The 24,726-nt window shown below is 73.4% G+C and carries 14 protein-coding genes and 1 pseudogene; 4 read left to right on the top strand and 11 right to left on the bottom strand.

The features are described from left to right. The first annotated feature begins 33 nt into the window (after nt 1–33). The 3 genes from ABZ857_RS31050 (at nt 34) to ABZ857_RS31040 (ending at nt 4,484) form a co-directional block, all read left to right on the top strand. Nucleotides 34–1,425 carry a GH1 family beta-glucosidase gene (locus tag ABZ857_RS31050; protein WP_357049884.1) on the top strand — a complete coding sequence of 464 codons (1,392 nt, stop codon included), beginning with the start codon at nt 34–36 and terminating at the stop codon, nt 1,423–1,425. 28 nt (nt 1,426–1,453) lie between these two features. Next, nucleotides 1,454–2,473, top strand: coding sequence for a LacI family DNA-binding transcriptional regulator (locus ABZ857_RS31045; RefSeq protein WP_357049824.1), 1,020 nt, complete (start codon nt 1,454–1,456; stop codon nt 2,471–2,473). A gap of 124 nt (nt 2,474–2,597) precedes the next feature. Further along, nucleotides 2,598–4,484: a BTAD domain-containing putative transcriptional regulator gene (locus ABZ857_RS31040; protein WP_357049821.1), complete on the top strand. Its 1,887-nt coding sequence runs from the start codon at nt 2,598–2,600 to the stop codon at nt 4,482–4,484. Nucleotides 4,485–4,575: 91 nt separating this feature from the next. Here ABZ857_RS31040 and ABZ857_RS31035 read toward each other — a convergent pair whose 3' ends face one another. Together ABZ857_RS31035 and ABZ857_RS31030 are read right to left on the bottom strand one after the other, a co-directional pair. After that, entirely contained in the window at nt 4,576–4,755 is a 180-nt protein-coding gene (locus ABZ857_RS31035) for a hypothetical protein (protein WP_357049818.1), read from the bottom strand. A 258-nt stretch (nt 4,756–5,013) separates the two neighbouring features. Further along, nucleotides 5,014–5,604, bottom strand: a complete 591-nt coding sequence (locus tag ABZ857_RS31030; RefSeq protein WP_357049815.1) for a TetR family transcriptional regulator — start codon at nt 5,602–5,604, stop codon at nt 5,014–5,016. A 122-nt stretch (nt 5,605–5,726) separates the two neighbouring features. On the opposite strand from ABZ857_RS31030, the gene ABZ857_RS31025 reads away from it, so the two are divergent. After that, nucleotides 5,727–6,638, top strand: coding sequence for an SDR family oxidoreductase (locus ABZ857_RS31025; protein ID WP_357049812.1), 912 nt, complete (start codon nt 5,727–5,729; stop codon nt 6,636–6,638). A 229-nt stretch (nt 6,639–6,867) separates the two neighbouring features. Here ABZ857_RS31025 and ABZ857_RS31020 read toward each other — a convergent pair whose 3' ends face one another. The 9 genes and pseudogenes from ABZ857_RS31020 to ABZ857_RS30980 all read right to left on the bottom strand — a co-directional run bounded on the left by ABZ857_RS31020 (nt 6,868) and on the right by ABZ857_RS30980 (nt 24,343). Beyond that, nucleotides 6,868–10,020, bottom strand: coding sequence for an amino acid adenylation domain-containing protein (locus ABZ857_RS31020; RefSeq protein ID WP_357049809.1), 3,153 nt, complete (start codon nt 10,018–10,020; stop codon nt 6,868–6,870). Then, entirely contained in the window at nt 10,017–11,912 is a 1,896-nt protein-coding gene (locus ABZ857_RS31015) for a non-ribosomal peptide synthetase (protein ID WP_357049806.1), read from the bottom strand. Before ABZ857_RS31015 ends, ABZ857_RS31020 begins: the two co-directional genes overlap by 4 nt. A 13-nt stretch (nt 11,913–11,925) precedes the next feature. Continuing rightward, nucleotides 11,926–13,353, bottom strand: a complete 1,428-nt coding sequence (locus tag ABZ857_RS31010; RefSeq protein ID WP_357049802.1) for a condensation domain-containing protein — start codon at nt 13,351–13,353, stop codon at nt 11,926–11,928. Nucleotides 13,354–13,451: 98 nt separating this feature from the next. Beyond that, nucleotides 13,452–13,628 (bottom strand): annotated as a pseudogene (locus ABZ857_RS31005) (MbtH family NRPS accessory protein); the annotation flags it as partial. A 1-nt stretch (nt 13,629) separates the two neighbouring features. Continuing rightward, nucleotides 13,630–15,414, bottom strand: coding sequence for a condensation domain-containing protein (locus tag ABZ857_RS31000; protein ID WP_357049799.1), 1,785 nt, complete (start codon nt 15,412–15,414; stop codon nt 13,630–13,632). A gap of 2 nt (nt 15,415–15,416) precedes the next feature. Beyond that, on the bottom strand, nt 15,417–15,650 hold the full coding sequence (locus ABZ857_RS30995) for a phosphopantetheine-binding protein (RefSeq protein ID WP_357049796.1): 234 nt from the start codon (nt 15,648–15,650) through the stop codon (nt 15,417–15,419). Next, nucleotides 15,644–17,209, bottom strand: a complete 1,566-nt coding sequence (locus ABZ857_RS30990; protein WP_357049793.1) for a condensation domain-containing protein — start codon at nt 17,207–17,209, stop codon at nt 15,644–15,646. Before ABZ857_RS30990 ends, ABZ857_RS30995 begins: the two co-directional genes overlap by 7 nt. A 1-nt stretch (nt 17,210) precedes the next feature. Next, nucleotides 17,211–18,770, bottom strand: a complete 1,560-nt coding sequence (locus tag ABZ857_RS30985; protein ID WP_357049790.1) for a class I adenylate-forming enzyme family protein — start codon at nt 18,768–18,770, stop codon at nt 17,211–17,213. Continuing rightward, nucleotides 18,767–24,343 (bottom strand): amino acid adenylation domain-containing protein, encoded by a 5,577-nt coding sequence (locus ABZ857_RS30980; protein ID WP_357049787.1) that lies wholly within the window; start codon nt 24,341–24,343, stop codon nt 18,767–18,769. Before ABZ857_RS30980 ends, ABZ857_RS30985 begins: the two co-directional genes overlap by 4 nt. Between the last annotated feature and the right edge of the window lie 383 nt (nt 24,344–24,726).

Raw genomic sequence — 24,726 nt, 5'->3', positions numbered from 1 at the left:
GGCACACGACCCGAAGCGGAGACGGCCGGCCTGATGTTCCCCACCGGGTTCGTCTGGGGCGCGGCCACCTCCGCCTACCAGATCGAGGGCGCGCTCACCGCGGACGGGCGGGGCCGCTCCATCTGGGACACCTTCTGCGCTCAGGACGGGCGGATCGTGGGCGGCGACAACGCCGAGGTCGCGATCGACCACTACAACCGGTACCGCGAGGACGTCAAGCTCATGGCGGACCTCGGGCTGACCGCCTACCGGTTCTCCGTCTCCTGGCCGCGGATCCAGCCCGACGGCTCCGGCGCGTACAGCGGCAAGGGCCTCGACTTCTACAAGAGGCTCGTCGACGAGCTGCTCAGCTACGGCATCGACCCGTGGCTCACGCTCTACCACTGGGACCTCCCCCAGGCGCTCGAAGACGCCGGCGGGTGGCCGTCACGCGACACGTCGAAGCGCTTCGCCGACTTCGCCGCCACCGTGCACGCCGAGCTCGGCGACCGGGTCAGGAACTGGAGCACGGTCAACGAGCCCTGGTGCGCCGCGTTCCTCGGCTACGCCTCGGGCGAGCACGCCCCCGGGCGGCGCGAGCCGGCCGCCGCGCTGCGCGCCGCGCACCACCTCAACCTCGCGCACGGCCTGGCCGTCCAGGCGATGCGGGCGCAGAACGCCGACTCGCTGATCGGCGGGTGCGTCAACGTGTACCCGGTCACGCCGGCCACGGGCAGCGAGGCCGACCAGGACGCCGCTCGCCGCATCGACGGGCTGCAGAACCGCTTCTTCCTGGACGCGCTGCTCAAGGGCTCCTATCCCGAGGACGTGCTGGCCGACCTGAGCCACCTGTCCGACATGGAGTTCATCCAGGACGGCGACCTGGCCACGATCGCCGCCCCGATCGACATGCTGCTGATCAACTACTACAGCCGCTTCACCGTTTCCGGCGCGCCCGGCGGCGCCGCGTCCGCGGCCGCCGCGCCGACGGACTCCGGGTCGCCGTGGATCGGCAGCGAGCACGTGGGCTTCGTCAACGGCGGACGCCCGGTCACCTCCATGGGCTGGGAGGTCGACGACAGCGGCCTGCGGGAGATGCTGCGGCGGATCGCCGACGAGTACCCGCGGATCCCGCTCTACATCTCGGAGAACGGCGCGGCCTACGACGACGTGATCGGCGAGGACGGCACCGTGCACGACCCCGACCGGGTGGCCTACATCGACGCCCACCTGCGGATCTGCCACGCGGCCATCGAGTCGGGCATCCCGCTCCAGGGCTACTTCGCCTGGTCCCTGATGGACAACTTCGAGTGGGCCTGGGGATACGGCAAGCGCTTCGGTCTCGTCTACGTCGACTACGAGACCCAGGCGAGGACCATGAAATCGAGCGCTTTGTGGTATGCCGACACCATCAGACACGGCGGCCTGCTGGGTCGGGCACAATAAGCGCAGACACGTTAAGGGGGCAGTATAGATGAACGGGGACCGCCGTTCCGGAGGCCGGCCGACTCTGGAAGCGGTCGCCGCACGCGCCGGGGTAGGCCGCGGCACCGTGTCGCGGGTCATCAACGGCTCGCCCAAGGTGAGCGACCGGGCCCGCGACGCGGTGTTACTGGCGATCCAGGAGCTCGGCTACGTGCCCAACCGGGCGGCGCGCACCCTCGTGACCAATCGGACCGACACCATCGCCCTGGTGGTGTCGGAGTCGGAGCAGCGCGTCTTCGACGAGCCGTACTTCGCCGGGCTGATCCGCGGCATCGGCTCCGCGCTGTCGGAGACCGGCCTCCAGCTCATCCTCACGATGGCGCAGAACCGTGCCGAGCACGACCGGCTGGAGCACTACCTGACCGGGCAGCACGTCGACGGCGTTCTGCTCACCTCGGTGCACGGCGCCGACCCGCTGCCGGGACGGCTGGAGGAGATGGGCGTGCCGACCGTGCTGGGCGGCCGCCCGGTCGGGCTCAACCCGTACAGCTTCGTCGACATGGACAACCGGGCCGGCGCCCGGCAGGCGGTCAAGTACCTGCTCTCCAAGGGCCGGACCAAGATCGCCACCATCGCCGGTCCGCAGGACATGGGCGTGGGCGTCGACCGTCTCGCCGGCTACCGCGACGCGCTCCTGGCCACCGGCATGACCGAGCGCGTCGCCTACGGCGACTTCTCCGAGGAGAGCGGGGAGGCGGGCATGCGCGACCTGCTCACCCGTCACCCCGACCTGGACGCCGTGTTCACGGCCTCCGACCCGATGGCGGTCGGCGCCCTGCGCGTGCTGAAGGAGCAGGGCCTGGTCGTGCCGGACGACGTCGCGCTGATCGGTTTCGAGGACTCCAAGGTCGCGCTGCACACCGATCCGCAGCTGACGAGCGTGCACCAGCCGACCGAGGCGATGGGCCGGCAGATGGTCCAGCTGCTGATCGCCCGGATCAACGGCGAGCCGCTGGAGCAGCCGGTCGTCATCCTCGACACCCACCTGGTGATCCGCGCCTCCGCCTGACACGGCCGCGGCGGCGACGAGACCGCCGCGCACCCGAAGGTGCGCGGCGGTCGCGCCATTACTCCACCTGCTCCACGGCAGAACCTGTGCCGACCTCGATTTCCTTCCGGTACACGGAGGTCTGATGAGTCTGCGGTTCAGCATTCTGGGCCCGGTCCAGGTGCGACGGGATGACCGGAAGATCCCGCTCGGCTCTCCCAAGCAGCGCGTGCTCCTGACCGTCCTGCTGCTGGAGGCCAACCGTACGGTGTCACTGGAACGGCTGGTGGACGCGGTGTGGGACGAGGACCCGCCGCGCTCGGCCGTCGCCAACCTGCGGACGTACGCGAACCGCCTGCGCGACGTCCTCGGCGCGCCGGAACGGCTGGTCGCCCGGCCGCCCGGCTACCTGCTGAGCGTCGGTCCCGGCGAGTTCGACCTCACCGATTTCGCCGAGGCCGTACGGCGGGGCCGGGAGGCGCTCTTCGGCGGCGACCCGGGAACGGCGCTCAGGCACCTGTCGGCGGCGCTGTCCCTCTGGCGGGGCGCCCCGGCTGAGGACGTCCCGAGGTCTGCGGCGCTGGGGCCGCGGCTGGACGCCCTCGGAGAGCAGCGGGCGCTGGCTCTGGAGGCGCTGGCCGAGGCGCGGATCGCCCTGGGCGAGCACGCCGAGGTCATCGCCGAGCTCCGCGAGACCCTCGGCGGGCACGCCACCAGGGAACGGCTGTGGGGGCACCTGATGCTCGCCCTGTACCGGACCGGTGACGCGGCGGCCGCCCTGGCCGCGTACGCCCAGGCGCGGGCGGTCCTCCGCGAGGAGCTGGGCGTCGAGCCCGGCCCCGAGCTGGCGTCCCTCCATCAGGCGATCCTGCGGCGCGATCCCGCGCTCGGCGAGCCCGTGCGCCTCGCCGAACCGTCCCCGGCCGAGCCCGATGCCCCCGGGGCGGCCCGCGCCGCCCGGCTCCCGCCGGCACAGCTCTTATCGACGCCGTCCTTGTCGGCGCCGTCCCTGTCGGCGCCCGCCCTGTCGGCGCTGCCCGTTCCGCCGGCCCGCTTCGTGGGGCGGGACAGGGAACTCAAAGATCTCGTCGCGGAGATCACCACGCCGGCTCCCCGGAGAACGACGATCGCCGTGCACGGCCCGGCGGGCACGGGCAAGTCGGCGCTCGCGATCCACGCCGCCCACCTGGCCGCCGACGCGTTCCCCGACGGGGCCCTGTACGTCGACCTGCGGTCCTGCGCCGGGCTCGGCGCGTCCGCGACCCTGACCCGGCTGCTGGCCGCCCTCGGCGTTCCGGCGTACGAGGACGTGCCGGCCGACGAGAGCGAGGCCGTCCAGCGGTTCGTCGCCGCGACGACGGGACGGCGGCTGCTGGTCCTGCTCGACAACGTCACGGAGGAGCGGCAGGTGAGGCCGCTGCTCGACGCCTCCTGTGGGTGCCGCATCCTGGTCACGAGCCGCAGGATGCTCGCCGCGCTCGACCATGTCGAGCACGTGCCGCTCGGTCCCCTGGAGCACTCGGCGGCGGCCGAGCTGCTGATCCGGCTCCGCGGACGGAAGGGCTCCCAGGTCCCGGCGGAGCATGCGGGCCGGGTGGCCGAGTTGTGCGATCACCTTCCGTTGGCGCTGTGCATCGCCGGGAAGAGGCTGGCCGTCCGGCAGGAGTGGTCGCCGGGGGCCTTCGCCGCCATGCTCGCCGACGAGCGGCACCGCCTCGACCTTCTCACCTACGGCGACCTGTCGGTTCGCGGCGCCCTCCGCCCCGACTACGAGTCCCTGCTTCGGAAGCAGGTCGCCTCGGACGAGAAAGCCGTGGCGCTGTTCCACCGGCTGGGCATGGAGAGGATCACCGACCTCGACCCGGTCAGGGCCGCCTGGCTGCTGGGCTGCGACCCGCATGCGGCGTCGGCGGCGCTCGGCCGGCTCGCCGACCTCCGTCTGATCGAACCGGCCGCCGAGGGCCTCTATCGAATGAACAGCCTCATTCGGCTGTACGCACTCGAAATGGCGAGATCTGCCATGGAAGGCTGAGTGCGGGCGACGCCACCCGGAAAACTCGGGCCGGAAAAGCGAAGGCGGGACGCCCCCGGAGACCGGGGACGTCCCGCCAACTATGAGGCTGTCAGCAGCTGTACGTCCAGGGGCCGCACGTCTTGCCGTTGGGGACGCCTCCACCCCAGCAGCAGTACCGGATCAGGCAGGTGCCGCTGCCCTCGTAGGCGCACGTGGCGGCCGCCGCCGCGGTCTGAGGGACGACCCGGGCGAGCATCCGGTCAGCCAGCCGCTGGATGGCTCTCGTCATAAAAACCTCCTTGACGGGATTTCCTGCAGCTCGAAATTAACGGCCGGCGCGATGACGGGCATATCAGGCCGATACACGCCGGCCTGTATTTCCCGCGTACGTCATCGCCGGAACGGCCTGGTATTCGTGGGGCGATATCGCGGCGTTCTCAGGCCGCCACCCGCTTGACCACCTGGTCGAGCGGCCTGCCGGTCCTCACCCCTGCTCGGGCCGGTGTCCCTGCGCCCGCATGGCGAACAGCCGCGCGTGGGAGCGGTGTCAGTCTCCAGGCCGGGCCTGTGCTCCTGAGGCAGCCACGGAGAGGGCGCGCAGATCGTCGAAGGCTTGGAGGAGATGTGCGTCCAGGCTCTGCGAGGGGTCGTCGATCCAGGCGTGGACCGCGTGGTGAAAGGCGGCCCACCCGGTCTGAGCAGCCAGGCCGGCCAGCCGGTCGGCGACACCGCGCTGCCGCAGCGCCTCCGCCACGGCTTCGGTGAGCGACGCGGCCTTGGCCAGGTCGCGTTCACGCAGTGCCGGTGTCGCCGCGATGACGTGTAGTCGTGGTTCGGCGAACGGGCGGTTGTCCTCAAGGATCCGTTCGACCTTCCGGAAGGCGCGGAGCAGCGTTTCGAGCGGTTGGAGACCATCGGGCGCTTCGGCTATCGCCCGCGTCAGCGCGGCGCGCAGGTCGGATTCGCCGTCGAAGAGCACCTCGCGCTTGTCCGGGAAGTGCCGGAAGAACGTGCGTTCGTTGACGCCGGCCCGGGCGGCGATCTCGGCCGTCGTGGTGTGGTCGAACCCGCGTTCCCGGTACAGCTCCAGGGCCGCCTGCTGCAGGCGGCGGCGCGCTTCTGCTCCGCTCCGTGGCACGCCCCGAGGATATCGCATATGTCAGTGACTGGCGCTACTTGACGCCAGTAACTGGCGCTACCTACAGTCGGCGACTGGCACTACGTAGTGCCAGTCACTGGCGTAAAGCGGGAGAGTGTTCCATGCATGTCTTCGTCACCGGTGGTTCCGGCCAGACCGGCCCCGCGGTCGTCGCCGAGCTCATCGCGGCCGGCCACACCGTCACCGGCCTTGCGCGCTCGGACACCGCCGCCGCCCGGCTGGAGTCACTGGGGGCCACACCACACCACGGCTCTCTGGACGACCTTGACAGTCTGCGCAGCGGCGCCGAAGCCGCCGACGCCGTCCTGCATATGGCCTACGGCGGCGACTTCTCCGACCTCGACGACATGATGAGGCGCGACCGGACCGCTATCGAGACGCTCGGCCGACCGCTGGAACACTCGGGCAAGCCGCTCGTCGTCACCTCGGGCACCCTGGTCATGCCCGCCGGCCGCGAGACCACCGAGAAGGACGAGCCCGACGCGGCCGGGATCGCCGCCTTCCGCATCGCGGGTGAGCGAGCGTGTCTGGGCTTCGCCGCCCGGGGAGTGCGCGCGAGCGTGGTCCGCCTCGCTCCCACCGTCCACGGTCCCGAAGACCACGGTTTCATCCCCATGCTCATCGCCACCGCGCGAAAGACCGGCGTCTCGGCCTACGTCGGAGACGGCACCAACCGGTGGCCCGCGGTGCACCGGCTCGACGCGGCGGTCCTGTTCCGCCTGGCGGTGGAGAAGGCGCCCGCGGGCAGCGTGCTGCACGGAGTGGCCGAAAGCGGCGTCACCCTGAAGAGCATCGCGGAGACGATCGCCCGGGGCCTGGATCTGCCCACGGTCTCGCTGACCCCCGACGAGGCCGCCACGCACTTCGTAAGCCCGTTCATGGCCACCGCCTACGGCTTCGACGGGCCTGTCTCCAGCGCGTACACCCAGGAGCTGCTCGGCTGGTCGCCCACCTGCCCGACGCTGCTCGAAGACCTGGAGCACGGCGATTACCTGGTCACGCCGGCCTCCTGACCCCAGGCCGCCCTGCCGTCGAACCGCCAACGCCGCGCCGAGTTGTAAGCGGAAGCCGACACCCCGGCTCAGGACCTGTCCGGCGGCTGGTGCCGCGTTGGTCGACGGCACCCCGGACGGCACGAGGCGGACCCCCGGACAACACGAGGCGGACGCCCGGCCAACACGAGGCGGACGCCCGGCCAACACGAGGCGGACGCCCGGGCGGTACAGGGCGTCCGCCTCGCGGTCAGCGGTCGGCGGACGAGAGCAGGCGCTCGGCCTCCTCCTCCGACATGTCCTCCAGCTCCGCCACCAGCAGGTCCTCCAGCGCGACGGCGAGCTCGGCCACGGTGCGCCGTTCGAAGATCGTCCGGACCGGAACCTCCACCCCGGTCGCCCGGCGCAGCCTGGCCGCGATCCGCGTCGCGAGCAGCGAGTGCCCGCCGAGGGTGAAGAAGTCGTCGTTCGCGCCGACGGAACCGACGCCGAGCAGTTCCGCCCAGATCTCGGCCACCAGCAGCTCCGCGTCCGTGCTCGGCGGGACGTGCCCGGCCGACGGCGCCCGGACCGGCGCGGGCAGCGCCGCGCGGTCCACCTTGCCGCGGCTGGTGAGCGGCAGCGCGTCGAGGCCGACCCAGGCGGTCGGGACGAGATGGCGGGGCAGGGTCCGGGCGAGGTGCGCGGCGAGCTCCTCCCCCGTCGCGGTTCCGGTCACGTACGCCACCAGTTCCTCGGCGTGGACCGTCACGAACGCCTGGCCGACAGCCGGATGGTCGAGCAGCCGCGCCTCGACCTCGCCCGGCTCGATCCGGAAGCCGCGCACCTTGAGCTGCCCGTCGAGCCGGCCGAGGAACTCGAGCGCGCCGTCCTGGTTCCAGCGCGCCCGGTCCCCGGTGCGGTACCTCCGCGCTCCCGGCGGCCCGAGAGGGTCCGGGACGAAGGCGGCGGCCGTCAGCGCCGGGCGGCGCAGGTAGCCGCGTGCCACGCCGGCGCCGCCGATGACCAGCTCGCCGATCACGCCCTTCGGGACCGGCGCCCCGGCGGCGTCGAGCAGGTGGACCGTCGTCGCGCCGACGGGCCGGCCGATCGGCGGCCTGCCGTACGGCGTCGCGCCGAGATCGGTCGCGGTCGCGATGACCGCCGCCTCGGTCGGGCCGTAGGTGTTCACCAGGCGGACGCCGTCGCCGAACCGGCCGCGCCAGCGCGCCACCGCGCCGCCGGACGCCTGCTCGCCCCCGATGACGACCAGACGCAGCGCGGGTGGCCAGGCGATCTGGTCGATCTCCTCGACCAGGTGGTGCCAGTAGGCGGTGGGCAGGTCGAGCACCGTGATCCGCTCCCCGCCCGGTGCGGCCAGCAGGTCGGGCAGCGTCGCCGCCCCGCCGGGCAGCAGCACCAGGGTCGCTCCTGCGGCGAGCGTGGGGAAGACCTCTTCGAGGTGGGTGTCGAAGCTCAGCGACGCGAACTGGACGACGCGGTCGCCGGGCGCCAGGCCGTACTCGCCGCGCATCCACCGGATCCGGGCCGCGATGGCGCGGTGTTCGACGGCGACGCCCTTCGGCCGGCCGGTGGAGCCGGAGGTGGAGATGACGTACGCGACGTCGCCCGGCCGTGTCTCCGCCGGTTCGCCCGGGTCGCCGGAGTCATCAGGGGCGGCCTCGTCCTCGCCGGCCAGCGGGTCGACGGCGGTGAGCCCGGCGGGCGGCGTCCTGCTCGTGATCACGTGCATCGCCCCGGCGTCCGCCAGCGAGAAGGCGAGCCGCTCCTCCGGCTCCTCCGGTTCGAACGGCATGTAGGCCGCGCCGGCCCGCCAGACGGCGAGCAGCGCGATGATCGCCTCGACCGAACGGGGCAGGCAGACGCCGACCACGTCGCCGGGGCGCACGCCCCTGGCGCGCAGCGCCGCGGCGAGCCGTGCCGCCCGCCGGTCCAGCTCGCCGTAGGTGACCTCGGTCTCCCCGCAGGCCACCGCGACGGCGCCGGGCGTGCGCCGGACGGTCTCCGCGACCATCTCGGGGACCATCTCGGGGACCGCCGACCCGGAGGTGTCGGCGCCGTCGCCGGCCATGGAGCGGATGTCCGCCTCGTCGTCGCCGGTCCAGACGCGCAGCTCGGAGATCCGGCGGTGCGGCTCTGCCGCGGCCGACTCCAGCAGGAGCAGGAAGCGGTCGGCGAGCCGGCGGACGGCCTCCGCCTCGTGCGCAGATCCGCTGGACCCGTCATGGCCGAACGACACGACGATCTCGCCGCCGTCCCGCCATGCCTCGGTGTACAGGCCGAGCTTGACCTGCCGGAAGCCGTCGGGGAAGAAGCCGACGGACAGGTCCCCAAACGGCCGGGTGGGTCCCGCGTCCTGGGTGTGCAGGATGAACATGGTCGGCATCAGCGCCTCGGCGGGGTGATCGATCCGCTCGAACGGCACCGAGGGCCGGCTCATCGCCGTCAGCGCCTCCTGCCTGGTGCGCCGCAGCAGTTCGGCGAACGCCGGCTCCCCGTCCAGGTCGCCGCGCAGCACGACGGTCTGCGACAGGTAACCGATCATCGGCTCCAGCTCGACCCGGTCGCGTCCGGCGACGGCCGTCCCGACGAGGACGTCGGTGTGGCCGGTGTGGCGGTGCAGGAGCACCTGGTAGGCCGCCATGAGCACGGCGAACAGCGTGGTCCTGTGCTCGCGGGCGAGCCGGTCCAGCTCGCCTGCGACCTTCGGGCGGACCCGGACGACCTGGAACCCCGCGGAACCGTCGCCGCCACCCCCGGTGGCCCCGTCCCCGGTGGCCCCGGTCCCTATGGCACAGGGCAGGTCGGGCGGTGGCGGATCGGCCAGCCGCTCCTGCCAGTAGGGCACCGCGCGCTCGGCGCGGCGGCGCTGCCAGCGGGCGTAGTCGGACGGGTGGACCGGCAGCGGCGCCAGGGCCGGCGCGCGGCCGTGCAGGCGCGCGGTGTAGCACTCGGCCAGGTCGTCGAGGAGGATCCCCAGCGACCAGCCGTCGCCGATGATGTGGTGCATCGTGACGCACAGGACGTGGTCCAGCGCGCCGATCGCGATGACCGCGACGCGCAGCGGCACGCCCCCGGCGAGGTCGAACGGCGCGTTGACGCGCTCGGCGACGAGCCGCCGGGCGTGTTCCTCGTCGTCGGCGTGGATCCGTTCGACCGGCGGGAGGGACCCCGCCGCCCCCGGCGGCTCGGCGACCGCCCAGGGGACGCCGTCCTCCTCGTCGAACCGCGTGCGCAGGCTCTCGTGCCTGGCCACCACGTCGGCGAACGCCCCTTCGAGGGCGCCGGAGTCGAGGGGGCCGCGCAGCCGGCGGACGAGGTACATGCTGTACGAGGCGTCCTGGGGATTCAGCTTCTGCAGGAGCCAGAGCCGTTCCTGGCCCGGCGACAGGGGCGCCCTCATGCGTCCGACGCCATCTCGTCGAGCACGGCCGCCAGGTCCTCGGCGCTGAGGCCGTCGAGCTCGTCGCGGAGCGCGGCGATCTCGGCGAGGTCCAGGTCGTCGTCGTCGAGCCGGTCCATCGCCGCCGCCAGGTCGGCCACCGTGGGGTTCTCGAACAACACCACAATCGGCACGTTGATCGCGAAGCGGGCCTGGATCCTGGCGATGATCTGGGTGGCGGTCAGCGAGTGCCCGCCCAGCTCGAAGAAGTCGTCGTCGACGCCGACCGGCTCCGCGATGCCCAGCACCTCCTCCCACATCGCCGCGAGGTCCTCCTCCACCGGGGTGGACGGAGGCCGGTACGGCCGGCTCCGCGCCCGGGTCCACTCGGGCACGGGCAGGGCCCTGCGGTCGAGCTTGCCGTTGGGGGTGAGCGGCAGGGCGTCCAGCACCACGAGGCGCGTGGGCACCATGTACTCCGGCACGCTGCGGCGCAGCCGGTCACGCAGGGACGGCCACAGGTCGGCCCCCTCGGGCTCCCCGGCCGTCCGTACGACGTAGGCGACCAGGCGCGGCAGCCCGTCCGGACCGTCGCAGACGCCGACGGCGGCGTCGGCCACCTCGGGCGCGGCCCGCAGCACGCTCTCGATCTCGCCGAGCTCGATCCGGAACCCGCGCACCTTCACCTGCTGGTCGGCCCGGCCCAGGTAGCGGAGCCTGCCGTTCTCGATCCTGGCCAGGTCGCCCGTGGCGTACAGGCGGGCCCCCGGCACCACGGAGAACGGGTCGGGCAGGAACCTGGCGGCCGTCTGGCCCGGCATGCCGCGGTATCCCCTCGCCAGGCCGGCGCCGCCGATGTGCAGCTCACCGGCCTCGCCGGGCGGCACGGGACGCCCGTCGGGGCCGAGGATGCGCACCGTCGTGTTGCCGATGGGCTCGCCCAGGTCCACAGGGCCAGGAGACGGGGCCACCCGCCCGGCCGTCGACCAGACCGTCGTCTCGGTCGGGCCGTACACGTTCCAGAGCCGGGCCCCGCCGTCGAGGAGGGCGTCGGCGAGGTCGCGGGGCAGCGCCTCGCCCCCGCACAACCGGGTCGCGACGTTCTCGGGGACCCCGCCGGATTCGAGCAGGATGCGCCAGCTCGCCGGGGTCGCCTGCATGATCGTGACGGCCTCGGTCACGGCGCGCGACCGCAGGGCCCGGCCGTCCGCCGTCTCGTGCCCGGACGCGACCACCACCCGGGCGCCGCACGCCAGCGGCAGGAGGAGCTCCAGCACCGAGATGTCGAACGACAGCGTGGTGACGGCGAGCCAGGCGTCGCGCGGGGTGAGCCCGAGCAGGGAGGCGAAGGACTCCAGCAGGTTGACCACCGCGCCGTGCGGCACGGCGACTCCCTTGGGCCTGCCGGTGGAACCGGAGGTGTACATGAGGTAGGCCAGGTCGCCCACCGGTCCTTCGGCCGGCGCGCCGCCGTCGCCGGACGCCCCGCCCCCGACAGGAACGCCGTCCCATGCCAGCTCGACGACGTCGGGCACGCCGTCCAGCAGCCGGGACTCGACGCCCTGCCCGGCCAGCACCAGCCGGATGCCCGCGTCCTCCCGCATGTACCGGAGCCGGTCTTCCGGGAATCCCGGGTCGAGCGGCACGTAGGCTCCGCCGGCCCGCCACACGGCGAGCAGTGCGACGACCATGCCGGGGCACCGCTCCAGGCACAGGCCCACCGGGACCTCCGGGCCGACCCCGCGGGCGCGCAGCAGCGCCGCCAGCCGGTCGACCCTGTCGTGCAGCTCCCGGTATGTCAGCACGCCGCCGGCGCCGCTCACCGCGACCGCGTCGGGGCTCGCGTCACGCCACCGGCGGATCAGCGCGAGCGCCGTTTCAGGGCTGGCCACCCCGCTCACCGCGTCACTCACTTTCACGCACCTTTCACTTCGACAACGCGCTCGACAACAGGCCGCTCAGCGCGGACAGCGGGATGTCCGGGTCCGCCCCGGCCCGCCGTACGACCTCGGCGAAACCGCGGACGAGGCGGCGCGCGGTCGCGGGCGCGAACAGATCGCTGCTGTAGTCGAGGACGCCGCCCAGCCCCTCCGGTCCCCGCCACAGGTCCATCGAGACCTCCGACTTGGTGTGGCTGGGCGGGACCGTGTGGATCTCCAGGTCGAGGTCGGCCATCCGGGTCCGCAGCAGATCCTCGTTGGGCAGGTTGTGCAGGTTGAACATGGCCTGGCACAGCGGCGGCCTGCCGATGTCGCGGGGGACGCGCAGCGCGGCCAGGATGTGCTCGAACGGCACCTCCGCGTGCCGCATCCCGGCCAGGGTCGCCTCCCGCACACGGTCGAGCACCTCGTGGAACGACGGGTCGCCGGACAGGTCGGCGCGCAGCACCAGAGTGTTGCCGAAGTAGCCGATCAGCGGCGCCAGCTCGCTGCTGTTCCGGCCGGCCACCGGCACACCGACGCAGAAGTCGCTCTGGCCCGACGCCAGGGCGAGGGTCGCCTGGTAGGCGGCGACCAGGGCCATGAAGGACGTGCAGCGCCGCTTCCTGGCCACCCGCTCCAGCGGCGTGATCTCCTCCGGCGGCAGCAGCAGATCCTCGCGCCCGCCGCGCCCGGACCACCGGGACGGCCGGGGGTGGTCGGCCGGAAGGTCCAGCGCGGGGGCGCCGGCCAGGCGGCGCGTCCAGTGCTCCAGGCCCTCCGTGTGGTCCCGCTGTCTCTCCCGGACGGCGAAGCGGGGGTACTGCGTGGGCAGCTCCGGCAGCTCGGGCGCACGCCCCTCGCGCGTGGCCGCGTAGCACTCCGCGAGCTCACGCATGAGCACGTCGAGCGACCAGCCGTCCACCGCGATGTGGTGCAGGACCATGCAGAGGACCGCGTCGTCCTGCCCCGTCCCGGCCAGGCCGGCCCGCAGGGGAGGCCCGTTCTCCAGGTCGAACGGGCGGTCGACGAACTCCTGCAACGCCCGGTCGAGATCCGCCCCCTCCGCGAGCGCGATCCTCTCCACGGGCACCGGCCCTGGCGGCAGCACGACCTGCACGGGGGCGTCCCCGCGCAGCCGGAACCGGGTCCGCAGCACCTCGTGCCGCTCCGCGATCCGGGTGAACGCCGCGGACAGCGCGTCCACGTCGAGCGGCCCGCGCACCCGCAGGCACCAGGGCGTGTTGTAACTGGTGTCGCCCGGGTCGAAGCGGCTGAGGAACCACAGGCGCTCCTGCCCCGGCGACAGCGGCCACTCCTGCCCGCCGGGGTCGCGGGGCCCGCCCCCGACGGACCGCAGCAGCGCGGCCCGGCGCTCGGGGGGCAGCCCGGCCAGCTTCTCGATCAGCGCGGCGCGGCGCTCGGCGCTGGTCATCTGTCCCGTACGCTCAGCGTTTCCGGGTCGCGTGCGCTCAGCGTTCCCGGGTCGCGTACGCTCAGCGTTCCCGGGTCGCGTACGCTCAGCGTTCCCGGGTCGCGTACGCTCAGCGGTCGCATGTCGGTCCACACCGTCTCGATGTGGTCCAGGCATTCCTGCCGCGTGCCGGAGAAGCCGGTGGGCCGCCACCCGGCGGGCGGCTCCCGGTCGCTCCACCAGACGGAGTACTGCTCCTCGTCGTTGACGACCACGAGCATCGGGGAATCGGTCATGTCATCTTTCCAAACGGCTCGTTGAGGGGGACGGCTCCCGGCCGCCGCCCTCGACCAGGCGGGGACAGGCGGGCCAGCCGGCCGGGCCGGCCGGCGGCTCCGGGCACAGGACGTAGTGGTGCGGGGCGAGCACGTCGGTCCGGCCGGCCGCGGCGCGCATCACGGCGGTGTGGACGGCCCCGGGCGTGTCCAGCCCGGGACGCGCGACGAGATACCCGGTCAGCCGGGGCCCGCCGTCGTCGCCGTCCTCCACCGCGACCGCGGCCGGGCCTGTCCCGCTCACCCGGCGCAGCAGCGCCTCGGTCTCCGGCAGGTTCACCCAGTCCTGGCCGATCGCCGTCCACCCGGCGGGGCGCCGTACGGGGTCCAGGCCCGCGACCTTCGCGACCCGGTCCAGCGGCACCTCCTCCGAGACCGCCCGGACCAGCAGCTCCTCCAGGCCGGTGAGCATCCGCCGGGCGACGTCTCCGGGCAGGAAGGCCGTGTCCACCAGCACGTAGAACTCGCAGGTGGACACGGCCGGGCCGGTGGCGAAGAAGATCTTCGCCTTGACCTTGGAGTAGGCGCCGACGAAAAACGTCCTGGTCCGGCCGCGCAGCGCGGCCAGGGCCGCGGCGTCCCCGGGGTCGACCGGCGGCAGGCCCTGCCAGCGGCCCGCCTGCCTGACGTCGTTGAAGAACGCGTCCAGGTCGATGTCGGCGCCGCGGTCCCACGCCTCCGCGTGCCACGCGTCCAGCACGAGCGCGGGGTCGTAGTGCCCGTTCCGGTACGTCGCCATGGTCCTGCGATGCCCGGGCCCCAGCGCGTCGGCGAACGTGCCGTCCCCCAGGTCGATGACGCACAGCCCGTCCTGGGCGGCCGGCCCGGCCATCCCCCCGGAACGGGGGTGGTGCCGGTTCGACACGATGAGCTGGAGCGCCGCCGTACGGTGCCCGGTCACGGCTCCGAGCAGCGCGGCGCTCGCGACCGTGAGCACGGCGGAGGTCGTGACGCCGTGCCGGGCGGCGAGCGCCTCGGCGGCGACCGCCGCCGCCGGGGAGTCCATTCCGTGGCGGACGAAGCGCGGCTCCTCCGGCTCCCGCGCCGGGAGGTCGAACATCGAACGCGGGGCGGACGCCAGACCGGTTCTCCAGTGCCGCAACGCCTGTCCGCCGGGCGGCGGGTCGGACCGCTCGAAGGCCGCCTGGTCGAGCGGCTGCCAGTCCGGGGCGGGCAGGTCCTCCCCGGCGACCAGCCGCGGCCACTCCGCGGCCACCATGTTCAGCGACCAGCCGTCGAGCGCGAGATGGGACAGCGCGAGCGCCAGCGCGCGCGGCCGGCCCCCCTGGCACACCACCGCGCACCGGATCGGCAGCTCGGCCGCGTAGTCGAACCCGGTCGCGGCCAGCTCGGCGGCCAGCGCCTTGGCCGCGCTCATCGGCTTGGCCGCCGCCTCGTACACGCCGACGGTGAGCCGGCCCTCCCGGCTCACCCGCTGGACGGTGTCTCCCCCGGTACCCTCCCCGTCCCGGACGAACGCCGTGCGCAGCGTCTCGTGCCGCTCGACGAGGCGGCCCACGGCACGCAGCACGGCGTCCACGCCGGCCGCGCCGGTCACCGGCAGGGTCCAGGGCAGGTTGAAGTAGGGGTCGCCGTCGTCCAGCCACTGCGTGGAGCGCCAGATCCCCTGCTGGCCCCAGGTCAGCGCGGCCTGCCCGCCCCGGGCGCCGCGGAACTCCACGGTGCGCGGCGGTAGCGCCGTGAGACCGGGCCGGTCCGTCGTGGCCTGCGCCGCCGGCGGGCTCACGGTCACTTCCGCTGCCCGGCGATGTGCTCGACCAGTCCGTCGAGCGTGTCGAGGTAGCCGCCGTCCAGGTCGACGTCGCAGTCGAACTCGGTCTCCAGCAGGTCGATCAGCCGGAGGTAGGCGAGCGAGGTGAGGCCGAGCGCGGGCAGGCTGCAGTCCGCCGCCAAGACGTCGGCGGCGGCCAGCTCGCCGCCGCTCGCCTTCGACACCAGCTCGGCCACGCGCTCCCTCAGCATGCCTCCTCCCGCAGGCGGGCGACCTCCGCCGCGATCCCGGTGATCGTCGGCTCGTCGAAGAACACGTCGAAGGACAGCTCCACGCCCATCCGCTCGCGCACCTTCGCGATGATCTGGGTGATCGACAGCGAGTGCCCGCCGAGGTCGAACAGGTCCTCGTCCGGGCCGATCTCCGGCATGCCGAGCACCTCGCGCCAGATCTCGCCCACCTCCGCGAGGTACGGCACGGCGTCCGCCTCGCCTCCCCGTGTGGCGGGGGCAGGTTCCTCCAGCGCGGCAGGCTCGACCGGGGACGGCAGCGGCAGGCCGGCCACGTCGGCGTCCGGGGCGGCGGCCACCGCGCGCAGCAGGGCGAGCAGGTGCTCGGCGACGGTCTCGCAGCCGGAGCGGCTCAGGACGAGCGGGTTGAACTGCAGCCGGGCCGCGATGCCCTCCGGCGCGTCCACCACCTGGAGGTGCAGCGTGCCGCGCACCGCGCCGTTGAACGACATCCAGTCCACCGACGCCTCCACACCGGGGAAGCCCGGCACGGCCTCCTCGCGCCTGCGGTAGCTGACCGACACCGGCGTCAGCGCGGTGCGCGGGCTCACACCGCCGACCGCGCGGGCCAGGGGCACCTGCCGGAACCGGTAGGCGGCCCGCAGCTCGTCGCGTACGCACCGGGCGAACTCCGCGAACGTCCCGCCCGGGGCCGGGACCCGCACCGGCAGCTCGTTCACGAACAGCCCGATGTGGCCCCGCGTCTCCTCCGTCCTGGTCGACAGGTCGACGGCCACCGCCGCGTCCTCGTTGCCGTACGCCGCGAGCAGGGTGTGCACGGCGGCGAGCACCAGCTCGAACCGGGTGACGCCCATCTTGTCCGCCGCGACGGCGAGATCGGCGGGAAGCGCGAAGTCGACGGCCTCGCCGGCCGCGGCGCGGGTCGAGACCCCGGACAGCCCGGGGAGCCGCAGGTCCCGCCGGTCCCGCCAGCGGTCGCGCCAGAACTCGGCGGCGTCGCCGAGCAGCTCCGCCACCCGGGCGTTCTCCCGCTCGACGGCCTCGCCGTACGTCAGGGAAAGGGCGGGCAGCGGCAGCCCGGCGTAGGCGCCGGCGAGGCCGCGCACCAGGATGTCCTTCGACATGCCGTCGAAGACGGCGTGGTGGGCGACGAAGACGAGCAGGTGCCGCTCCGGCGCGAGCCGGAACACCGTGAACCGGGCCGCCGGCCCGGTCCGCAGGTCCAGGGCGAGGGACGCCTCGCGGTCGACCAGCTCGCCGGGCTCACGCCCTGCGTCCTCGAACCCGGTGGCGTCCTCGAACCCGATCGGCGGCGGCACGGCGGCCGGCACCAGGCGCAGCACGCCGTCCCGCTCCGCCAGGGCGGCGGCCAGCTGGGGATGCGCGCGGACCACGTCGTGGCAGGCGGCCAGCAGCCGGTCCACGTCGAGGGGGCCGTCGAACCGGACGGCCAGCGGCATGTGGTACACCCGGCCCCCGCAGCCCATCTGCTCCGTTATCCACATGCCGTGCTGTGCGAGGGACGCCTGCTCCCCCTCGCCGATGAGCGTCGGTGACATCTCACTTGCCTTCCGTCGTGCTGATCACGGAGTCGCCCAGCAGCGCGGGCAGCTCCTTCTTGATGACCTTGCCTGACTGGTTCCTGGGCAGGCTGTCGACCACGAGGACCCGTTCGGGCAGCTCGTGCCAGGCCAGCCGGTCCATCAGGAAGGCACGCACCTCACTCGCCGACAAGCCGGGCTCGTCCGGCGACCCGGGCGACCCAGGCGACCTGGGCACGACCGCGGCGCCCAGCACGGAGCCCAGCACCGGGTGCGGGAGCCCGAACACGGCCGCCTCGGCGACCCGCGGGTGCTCGTACAGCGCGGCCTCCACCTGGAGCGTGGACACCTTGAACGCGCCGGTCTTGACCACGTCGCTCTCCCGGTCGACGAGGTAGAGGTAGCCGTCGGCGTCCACGTATCCGAGGTCGCCCATGCGCACCCAGCCGTCGCGGAACGACCGGGCGCTGGCCTCGGCGTCGCCGTAGTAGGACCGGGTGGCGGTGGGCGACCGCATCCACACCTCGCCGGTCTCCCCCGGCGGGAGCGGATTGCCCTCCTCGTCGGCGATGCGCAGCGAGCCGCCGAACGCGGGCCGCCCCAGCGCGGCCGGCCGCGTCCGGTCGTAAATCATGATCGTCTGAGCGGGGGCGGCCTCGGTGGACGTGTAGTAGTTCGTCACGGTCGCGTTCGGGAAGGCCGCCGCCAGACGTTCCGACAGGGCGGGGGGAAGCGCCGCCGCCGCCGATCCCAGCAGCACCACGCCGGACATGTCGTGCCGCTCGTGCAGCCCGGCGTCGAGCAGCTCGATCGCCATGGAGGGCACCACGAACACGGTGCCGGGGCGGTAGGTCTCGATCAGCCGGGCGAACCGGCCGGGCGTGAACCTCGCCGGGGTCAGCACGGTCGGACGGGCGTCCAGCGCGTTGATCAGCATGGTCTGGCCGGCGTTGGTGCCGATCGGGAAGGCGTGCAGCAGGTGCCGGGAGTGGGCGAACCTGCGGTGCTTGGGCTGCGTGACGCACCCGTAGGCCAGGTTGGCGTGGCTCGCGCCGACCCCCTTGGGCCGCCCGGTCGTGCCGGAGGTGTAGAGGATCTGCGCGAGGTCGCCGGGCCGCACCCGCGGCCCCTCCTGCGCCGTCTCGGGCCCGGAGCCGGCTTCCAGCTCCGCCGGGACCGCGGTCCAGACTCCCCCCGCCTCCGCGGGCGCCGGGAGGTCCCGGCCGAGCAGCACCGCCGACGCCGAGCAGTGCTCGATCATGTAGCGCAGCTCGGCCGGGGCCAGCCGGTCCGACATCGGCACGGCCGCCGCGCCCGCCCTGAGCACTCCCATGAACGCCACGGCGAAGTCGATCCAGTCGCGGCTGCCGAAGTGCAGCGCCACCCGGTCGCCCGGCGCGACGCCCCGGTCCGCCAGCCCGGCGGCGAGCGCCGCCGCCCTGCGGTCCCACTCCGCGAAGGTCAGCGTCCCGTGCCCCTCCACGATCATCGCGACGCCGTCCGGTTCCTGTCCGGCGCGCAGCCGCAGCAGCTCCGGCACGGTGAGCGCGGGCCCCCGCGTCCTCGTCGTCCCCGTCATGCGAGCTCCTTCTCGGGTTCGCGGGCCGTTCCCTCCGCCGTCCTGGCGGCCGCGATGCGTTCCGTCAGGGCCTGGTAGCCGACGACGTCGTCCGGCAGGGCGTCGGGCACGTCGGCGTCGAACCGGCGCAGCACCCTGATCCGCAGCGCGACCAGCGCGATGACGGCGATCGCCACGGCGAAGCAGACGTACATGAAGCCGATCCCGCGGCCGGGACCGGTGCCGAGCATCGTGCCCGCCGTGCCGGCGAGCGGCCCGTCCGGGGCCAGCAGCGGCTCGAAGACCTGCGCGCCGTACGGCGCGACCAGGCCGAAGCCGATGGGCAGGGTGGACCAGGCGATCAGCGTGTTGAGCGCGATGACCCGGCCGTGGAACCGCTGCGGCACCTTGACCTGGATGATCGTGGCGTAGACGCCGTTCAGCAGGGTGAGGCACAGCGACATGCCGAACGCGCCGACGGCGATCAGGAACAGGTCCGCGCGCAACCCGGTCAGCAGGCAGAACACCGACAGGGCGAGCGTGGACAGCAGCACGCCGAACAACCGCCTGCGGCGCGGGCCGCCCCAGGCGGCCATGGCCAGGCCGCCGAGGAAGGCCCCGAGCCCGCCCGCGAACGACACCCGGCCGACCTCGGCCAGCGACGCGAACGACAGCACCAGCGGCGAGATCATCAGGAACAGCGGGGACAGGAAGACGTTCAGCACCGCGAAGTAGAACAGCATCGCGCGGAAGCCCCGGTGGCCCCAGGAGTGGCGGATGCCGCCCATCATCTCGGCGAGGACGCTCTCCCGCCGCTTCCACGCCATCGTCGCGGGGAAGCGGATCAGCGCCACGGTGAGCGTGGCGACGACGTAGCTGGCCACGTCGATGACGAGGATGCCCTCCAGCCCGATGGCCGCCATCAGCCCGACCGCGATCAGCGGCACGATGAGCTGCGCGGTGCCGGTGGCCATCTGGACGACGCCGTTGGCGTGCCCGAGGAACCGTTTCGGCACGAGCTGCGGGATCGCCGAGCCGTACGCGAGCCGTTGGAAGGTGAGCGCGACGGACAGGCAGACCAGCAGCGGGTAGATGTGCCAGACCTGCAGGTTGCCGGTCCACAGCAGCAGTCCGAGCGCGAGCTGGGTGCCGCCGGCGGCCGCGTCCCCGGCGATCATGACCTTGCGCCGGTCGAACCGGTCGACGATGGCGCCGGCCAGCGGGGCGACGAGCATGCCGGGCAGCAGGCCGAGCACGGAGAACAGCGCGAACCTGGCGAGCGAACCCGTCGTGAGGTAGATCCACAGCGGGATGGCGAACTCGGTCAGCGCCGAGCCGGTGATCGAGACGAGCTGACCCGCCGCGACGAGGAGGAACCGCCGCATGCTCGGGGGCGGCCCGGCCAGTGGCGAGGGGCCCGCCGTTTCCGCCGGGCCGTCCTGCCCGGCGCCCCCCTCGGTTCCGGTCCCGGCCCCGGTCTTGGTCTCGGTCTGGGCGGACCGGCGCGAGACGCCCTGCAGCCACCAGGTGCGGCCCTCGTCCCGTTCCATCCCCTCGGTGCGCCCGGAGGCGAGCGCGTCGTGGGTGCCGGTGACGATCTCGGCCAGCTCGGCCGCGCGGTAGCGGGTGAAGAAGTGCCCGGCCTCGTCGAGCACGACGCACGCGGCCGTGTCTGACAGGGCGTGCCACTCTTTGTAACGTTCCTGATAGAACTCGGTCGCCGGGTCGCGCTCGCCCACGACGGAGACGACCGGGGCGCGCAGCCGCCCGCCGTCCTCCTCCTCGAACAGGCGGGTGTAGTAGCGCTCCGCGTGCCGGGCGCCGAGCCGCTGGTTGCTGACGATCAGCTTGACCTGCTCCCGGCCCAGCTCCTCCACGTCCAGCCCGGCGGCGGTCAGGGCGTTGATCCTGGCCTGGTCGCTGGTCAGCTTCTCGAAGAAGGCGCCGAGCCAGTTCATGCCGCGGCCCGGCCGGGCGAACGGGAAGACGCCGCCGAGGTAGAGCGCGGTCAGCTCCTGCCCGGCCGCCTCCAGCTCCCGGGCGACGGCGGTGGCGAGCACCCCGCCAGGCCCGCAGTGCCCGTAGACCACCAGCCGGCCCGGCGAGCCGTCCATGATCTCGGCGATCTCGGCCACGCACTCGCGGACCACCTCGTCGAACGGCCGTGCCTCCTCGCCCAGCTCGTTGCCGGGCACGGCGACCGAGTAGAGCGCCCAGTCGGCCGGCAGCGCGTCCGCCAGCGGCTGGTAGACCGCCGCGCTCCCCCCGCCGTACGGCACGCACACCAGGGTTGTGGCGGCGGGCCCGGCGGGAGTGAGCCGGTGCAGCAGGGAGCGCGGCACGTCCCCCTCGGCCGTGAGCAGCCGGGCCAGCTCCCGGACGGTGCGGTGCTTGAACACGTCGAGCACCGTCACCGGCCGGTCCGGATGCGCCTTGCGCAGCCGGGCGATGACCCGCATCGCCAGCAGCGAGTGGCCGCCCAGGGCGAAGAAGTCGTCGAGCGCCCCCACGCGCTCGACGTCCAGCACCTCCGCCCAGACGCGTGCCACGTCCTCCTCGGCGCCCGGCTCCGGGGCGACGTACTCGGCCGCCGCCACGTCGGCCTCCGGCTCGGGCAGCCGCGAGCGGTCCACCTTGCCGTGCGACTTGAGCGGCAGCTCGTCCAGCCAGGCGTACCGCGAGGGGATCATGTACGCGGGCAGCCGGTCGGCCAGCCACGCGCGCACCGCCGCGGTATCCGGTCGCGCGCCGGCCGCGGCGTTCTCGGCGGCGTTTTCGGCGGCGGGGACGAGGTAGGCGACGAGCTGCTCGCCGCGCGGCTCGACCACGGCCTGGGCGACGTCCGGATGGTCGGCCAGCACCGACTCGACCTCGCCGAGCTCGACGCGGTAGCCGCGGATCTTCACCTGCAGGTCGCGGCGGCCCAGGAACTCCAGGTTTCCCGAGCCGGACCACCGGCCGAGGTCCCCGGTGCGATACATGCGCGACCCGGGCGGGCCGTACGGGTCGGGGACGAACCGGTCGGCGGTCAGGCCGGGACGGTTCAGGTAGCCGCGGGCCAGCCGGTCGCCGCCGAGGTAGATCTCCCCCGGCACTCCGGCGGGCACCGGCCGCAACCGCTCGTCCAGCACGTACGCCCGCGCCGCGGGCAGCGGCGAGCCGATCGGCAGGCTCACGCTCGCCTCGGCCGGGCCGTCGGGAGCGGGCAGCCGGGCGACGTCGTAGGTGGTCACGCCGACGGTGGCCTCGGTCGGCCCATAGTGGTTGACGACCCGGCAGCGGCCCATCGCCGCGAGCTCGGCCGCCCAGCCGCGCGGAGCCGCCTCCCCACCCAGCAGCAGCAGCTTCCTGGGCAGCAGGTCGTCCGGCCCGGCGTCCGCGAGCAGAGCGGCGAGGTGCGAAGGCGTGATCTTGAGGTAGTCGATCCCGGTCCGCCGGAAGATCTCCGCCAGCTCGGGACCGGCGGTGCGCGAGGGCACCAGGTGCAGGGTGCCGCCGGTCATCAGGCACAGGTAGAAGACCGTGACGCCGAAGTCGAAGGCCAGCGACTGGAGTAGGGCGAAGGACGAGCCGGGCTCCACACCCAGCCGCTCACGTACCCCGGCGAGGTAGACCATCACCTCGTGGTGCTGCACCGCGACGCCCTTGGGCCGCCCGGTGGTGCCGGAGGTGTAGATCACGTACGCGAGGTCGCCCGGCGCCGTGGGCTCTCCGTCGGCGGGGAGCTCCGGCGCGTGGTCGTCCGTGTGGTCGCCGGCGTGGTCACCGAGGTGCACGGCGGTGATGTCATCAGGCAGCCGGTCGCGCAGGTCCGGGCTGGTCACGACGATCGCCGCCCCGGCGTCGGCCAGGACGTACTCGAGCCGGCCGCGCGGGTGCTCCGGGTCGAGCGGCAGGTAGGCGGCGCCCGCCTTGAGCACGCCGAGCACCGCGACCGCGAGCCCGGTGGACTGCTCCAGGCAGATCGCCACACGGTCGTCGCGCCCCACGCCGAGCCCGCGCAGCCGCCGGGCGAGCCGGCCGGCCGCGGCGTCCAGCTCGGCGTAGGTGAGGGCGTCGCCGCCGCAGGCGACGGCGGTCGCGGACGGGGTACGGGCCGCCTGCGCGGCGATCACCTCATGCAGCGCCGACGCCCCGCCGAACGCGTCCGCGGCGGGGCCGTCCGCCGTCGCTCCGGCGAACTCGAGCACGCGGTTCCGCTCCGCCTCCGGGAGCAGCTCCAGGTCCGACACCCGGGCGCCGGGATCGGCGACGATCGACCTGAGCAGGTTCTCGAAGCACTCCGCCAGGCGCGCGATCGTGTCCGGCCGGAACAGCTCGGTGCGGTAGGTGAAGTTGCCGCGCAGGCCGTCGCCCTGGTCCATCAGGTACAACGCGAGGTCGAACCGGCTGGCGGTCACCTCGAACGGGTACGCCGACATGGTCAGGCCCTGGGTGCGCAGCGGGGCCGACCGGTAGTTCTGCAGCGCGAACATCACCTGGAAGACCGGCGACCTGCTCACGTCGCGCTCGACGCCGAGCTCGCCGACCAGCCGGTCGAAGGGCAGTTCCTGGTGCGCGTAGGCGTCCAGCGCCGTCTCGCGCACCCGGCCGAGCAGCTCGGTGAAGGTCGGGTCGCCGGACAGGTCGGCCCTCATCGGCAGCGAGTTGATGAAGAGCCCGACCACCCGCTCCAGCTCCGGCAGGTCGCGTCCCGACACCGGCGATCCCACCGCGAAGTCGTCCTGGCCTGAGTAACGCGCGAGGAGCACCTGGAAGGCGGCGAGCAGCGTCATGTACAACGTCGCGCCGTTCGCCCCGCCCAGCTCCGTGAGCGCGTCCACCAGCTCGCGGTCCAGCGTGACGTCGTGGGCGGCGCCGGCCGAGCCCTGCTCCGGCGGGCGCGGCAGGTCGGTCGGCAGCTCCAGCGGCGGCAGCCCGGCCAGCCGCTCCCGCCAGTAACGGATGTCGTCCTCGTGGGTCCGTCCGCGCTCCCACAGCGCGTAGTCGCCGTACTGCACGGGCGGGGCGGCGAGACCGGCGTCGGTCCCGGTCCGGTACGCCTCGTGCAGGGCGAGCAGCTCCTCCATCACGATGTCGCAGGACCAGCCGTCGGTGACGGCGTGGTGCATGGTCAGGAGCAGCACGTGCTCGCGGGGGCCGAGCCGGACCAGGAGCACCCGCAGCAGCGGGCCGTTCGCCAGGTCGAACGGCCGGCCCAGCTCCTCCTGCACGTCCTCCCGCATTGTGGCGGGGTCGTCGGACAGCCGCAGCTCGACCACGGGCTCGTCGTCCAGCACGATCTCCGGCGTTCCGTCGTCGGTGGTGACGAACCGGGTGCGGAGGCTCTCGTGGCGCCGGGCCACCTCGGCGAGAGCGCGGTCCAGGGCCGCCTCGTCGATCTCGCCGCCGTTCAGCCGGACGGCGAAGGCGACGGTGTAGGCGGTGGTGCCCGGGGCGTACTGCTCCAGGAACCACAGGCGCTCCTGGGCGTGCGAAAGCGGCGGGTGGGTGCCGACCGGCCGCGCTGGCACGGTGACCCTCGCGGCTTTCCCGGCCTTGAGCCGCTGCGCCAGCAGCGCCTGCTTGGCCGGTGAGAGGCCGGTCCGGGTCACGGCGCCGGCACCTCGGTTGAAATCTGCATTATTAACATGGCATTCCTCTGTGCGCTCTGCGCCCCGGCACGCCGGCGATCCGATACGAAGACGCGGGCGACCGACGATCCGGCGGTGGAATCACCGCCGGTGAGCTTCCTGCCTGGTGCCTGGCGCGGCACGGGATCCACAGCCGCTCGCGCCGGTAACCCCTCATTTTCGGACGCATTCGTGGGAACGCTCCCACGGCAGTGGAGGCTAGGGATCGCGCCTTTCGTTCGTCAAGTGTCATGGAAGTTTCTGTCCGTTATTAGCCCCAAGACGGGGAATGTGAGGATATTGCTGCAGATCACGGACAATGAGCGCGTAATCTCCCAAATTCCCCATGTTGTCAGGGATTGACA

Origin of the sequence: Microbispora sp. NPDC046933 (genome assembly GCF_040644635.1) — a bacterium.
GTDB lineage: Bacteria > Actinomycetota > Actinomycetes > Streptosporangiales > Streptosporangiaceae > Microbispora.
The sequence above is the reverse complement of the archived record's forward strand: the minus strand, read 5'-3'. Positions and strand labels throughout refer to the sequence as shown.

Excerpts from the sequence above, each read along its gene's own strand:
- ABZ857_RS31050 (WP_357049884.1), top strand. The coding sequence starts at position 34 with ATGTTCCCCACCGGGTTCGTCTGGGGCGCGGCCACCTCCGCCTACCAG.
- ABZ857_RS31045 (WP_357049824.1), top strand. The coding sequence starts at position 1,454 with ATGAACGGGGACCGCCGTTCCGGAGGCCGGCCGACTCTGGAAGCGGTC.
- ABZ857_RS31040 (WP_357049821.1), top strand. The coding sequence starts at position 2,598 with ATGAGTCTGCGGTTCAGCATTCTGGGCCCGGTCCAGGTGCGACGGGAT.
- ABZ857_RS31035 (WP_357049818.1), bottom strand. The coding sequence starts at position 4,755 with ATGACGAGAGCCATCCAGCGGCTGGCTGACCGGATGCTCGCCCGGGTC.
- ABZ857_RS31025 (WP_357049812.1), top strand. The coding sequence starts at position 5,727 with ATGCATGTCTTCGTCACCGGTGGTTCCGGCCAGACCGGCCCCGCGGTC.
- ABZ857_RS31020 (WP_357049809.1), bottom strand. The coding sequence starts at position 10,020 with ATGAGGGCGCCCCTGTCGCCGGGCCAGGAACGGCTCTGGCTCCTGCAG.
- ABZ857_RS31010 (WP_357049802.1), bottom strand. The coding sequence starts at position 13,353 with ATGACCAGCGCCGAGCGCCGCGCCGCGCTGATCGAGAAGCTGGCCGGG.
- ABZ857_RS30995 (WP_357049796.1), bottom strand. The coding sequence starts at position 15,650 with ATGCTGAGGGAGCGCGTGGCCGAGCTGGTGTCGAAGGCGAGCGGCGGC.
- ABZ857_RS30990 (WP_357049793.1), bottom strand. The coding sequence starts at position 17,209 with ATGTCACCGACGCTCATCGGCGAGGGGGAGCAGGCGTCCCTCGCACAG.
- ABZ857_RS30985 (WP_357049790.1), bottom strand. The coding sequence starts at position 18,770 with ATGACGGGGACGACGAGGACGCGGGGGCCCGCGCTCACCGTGCCGGAG.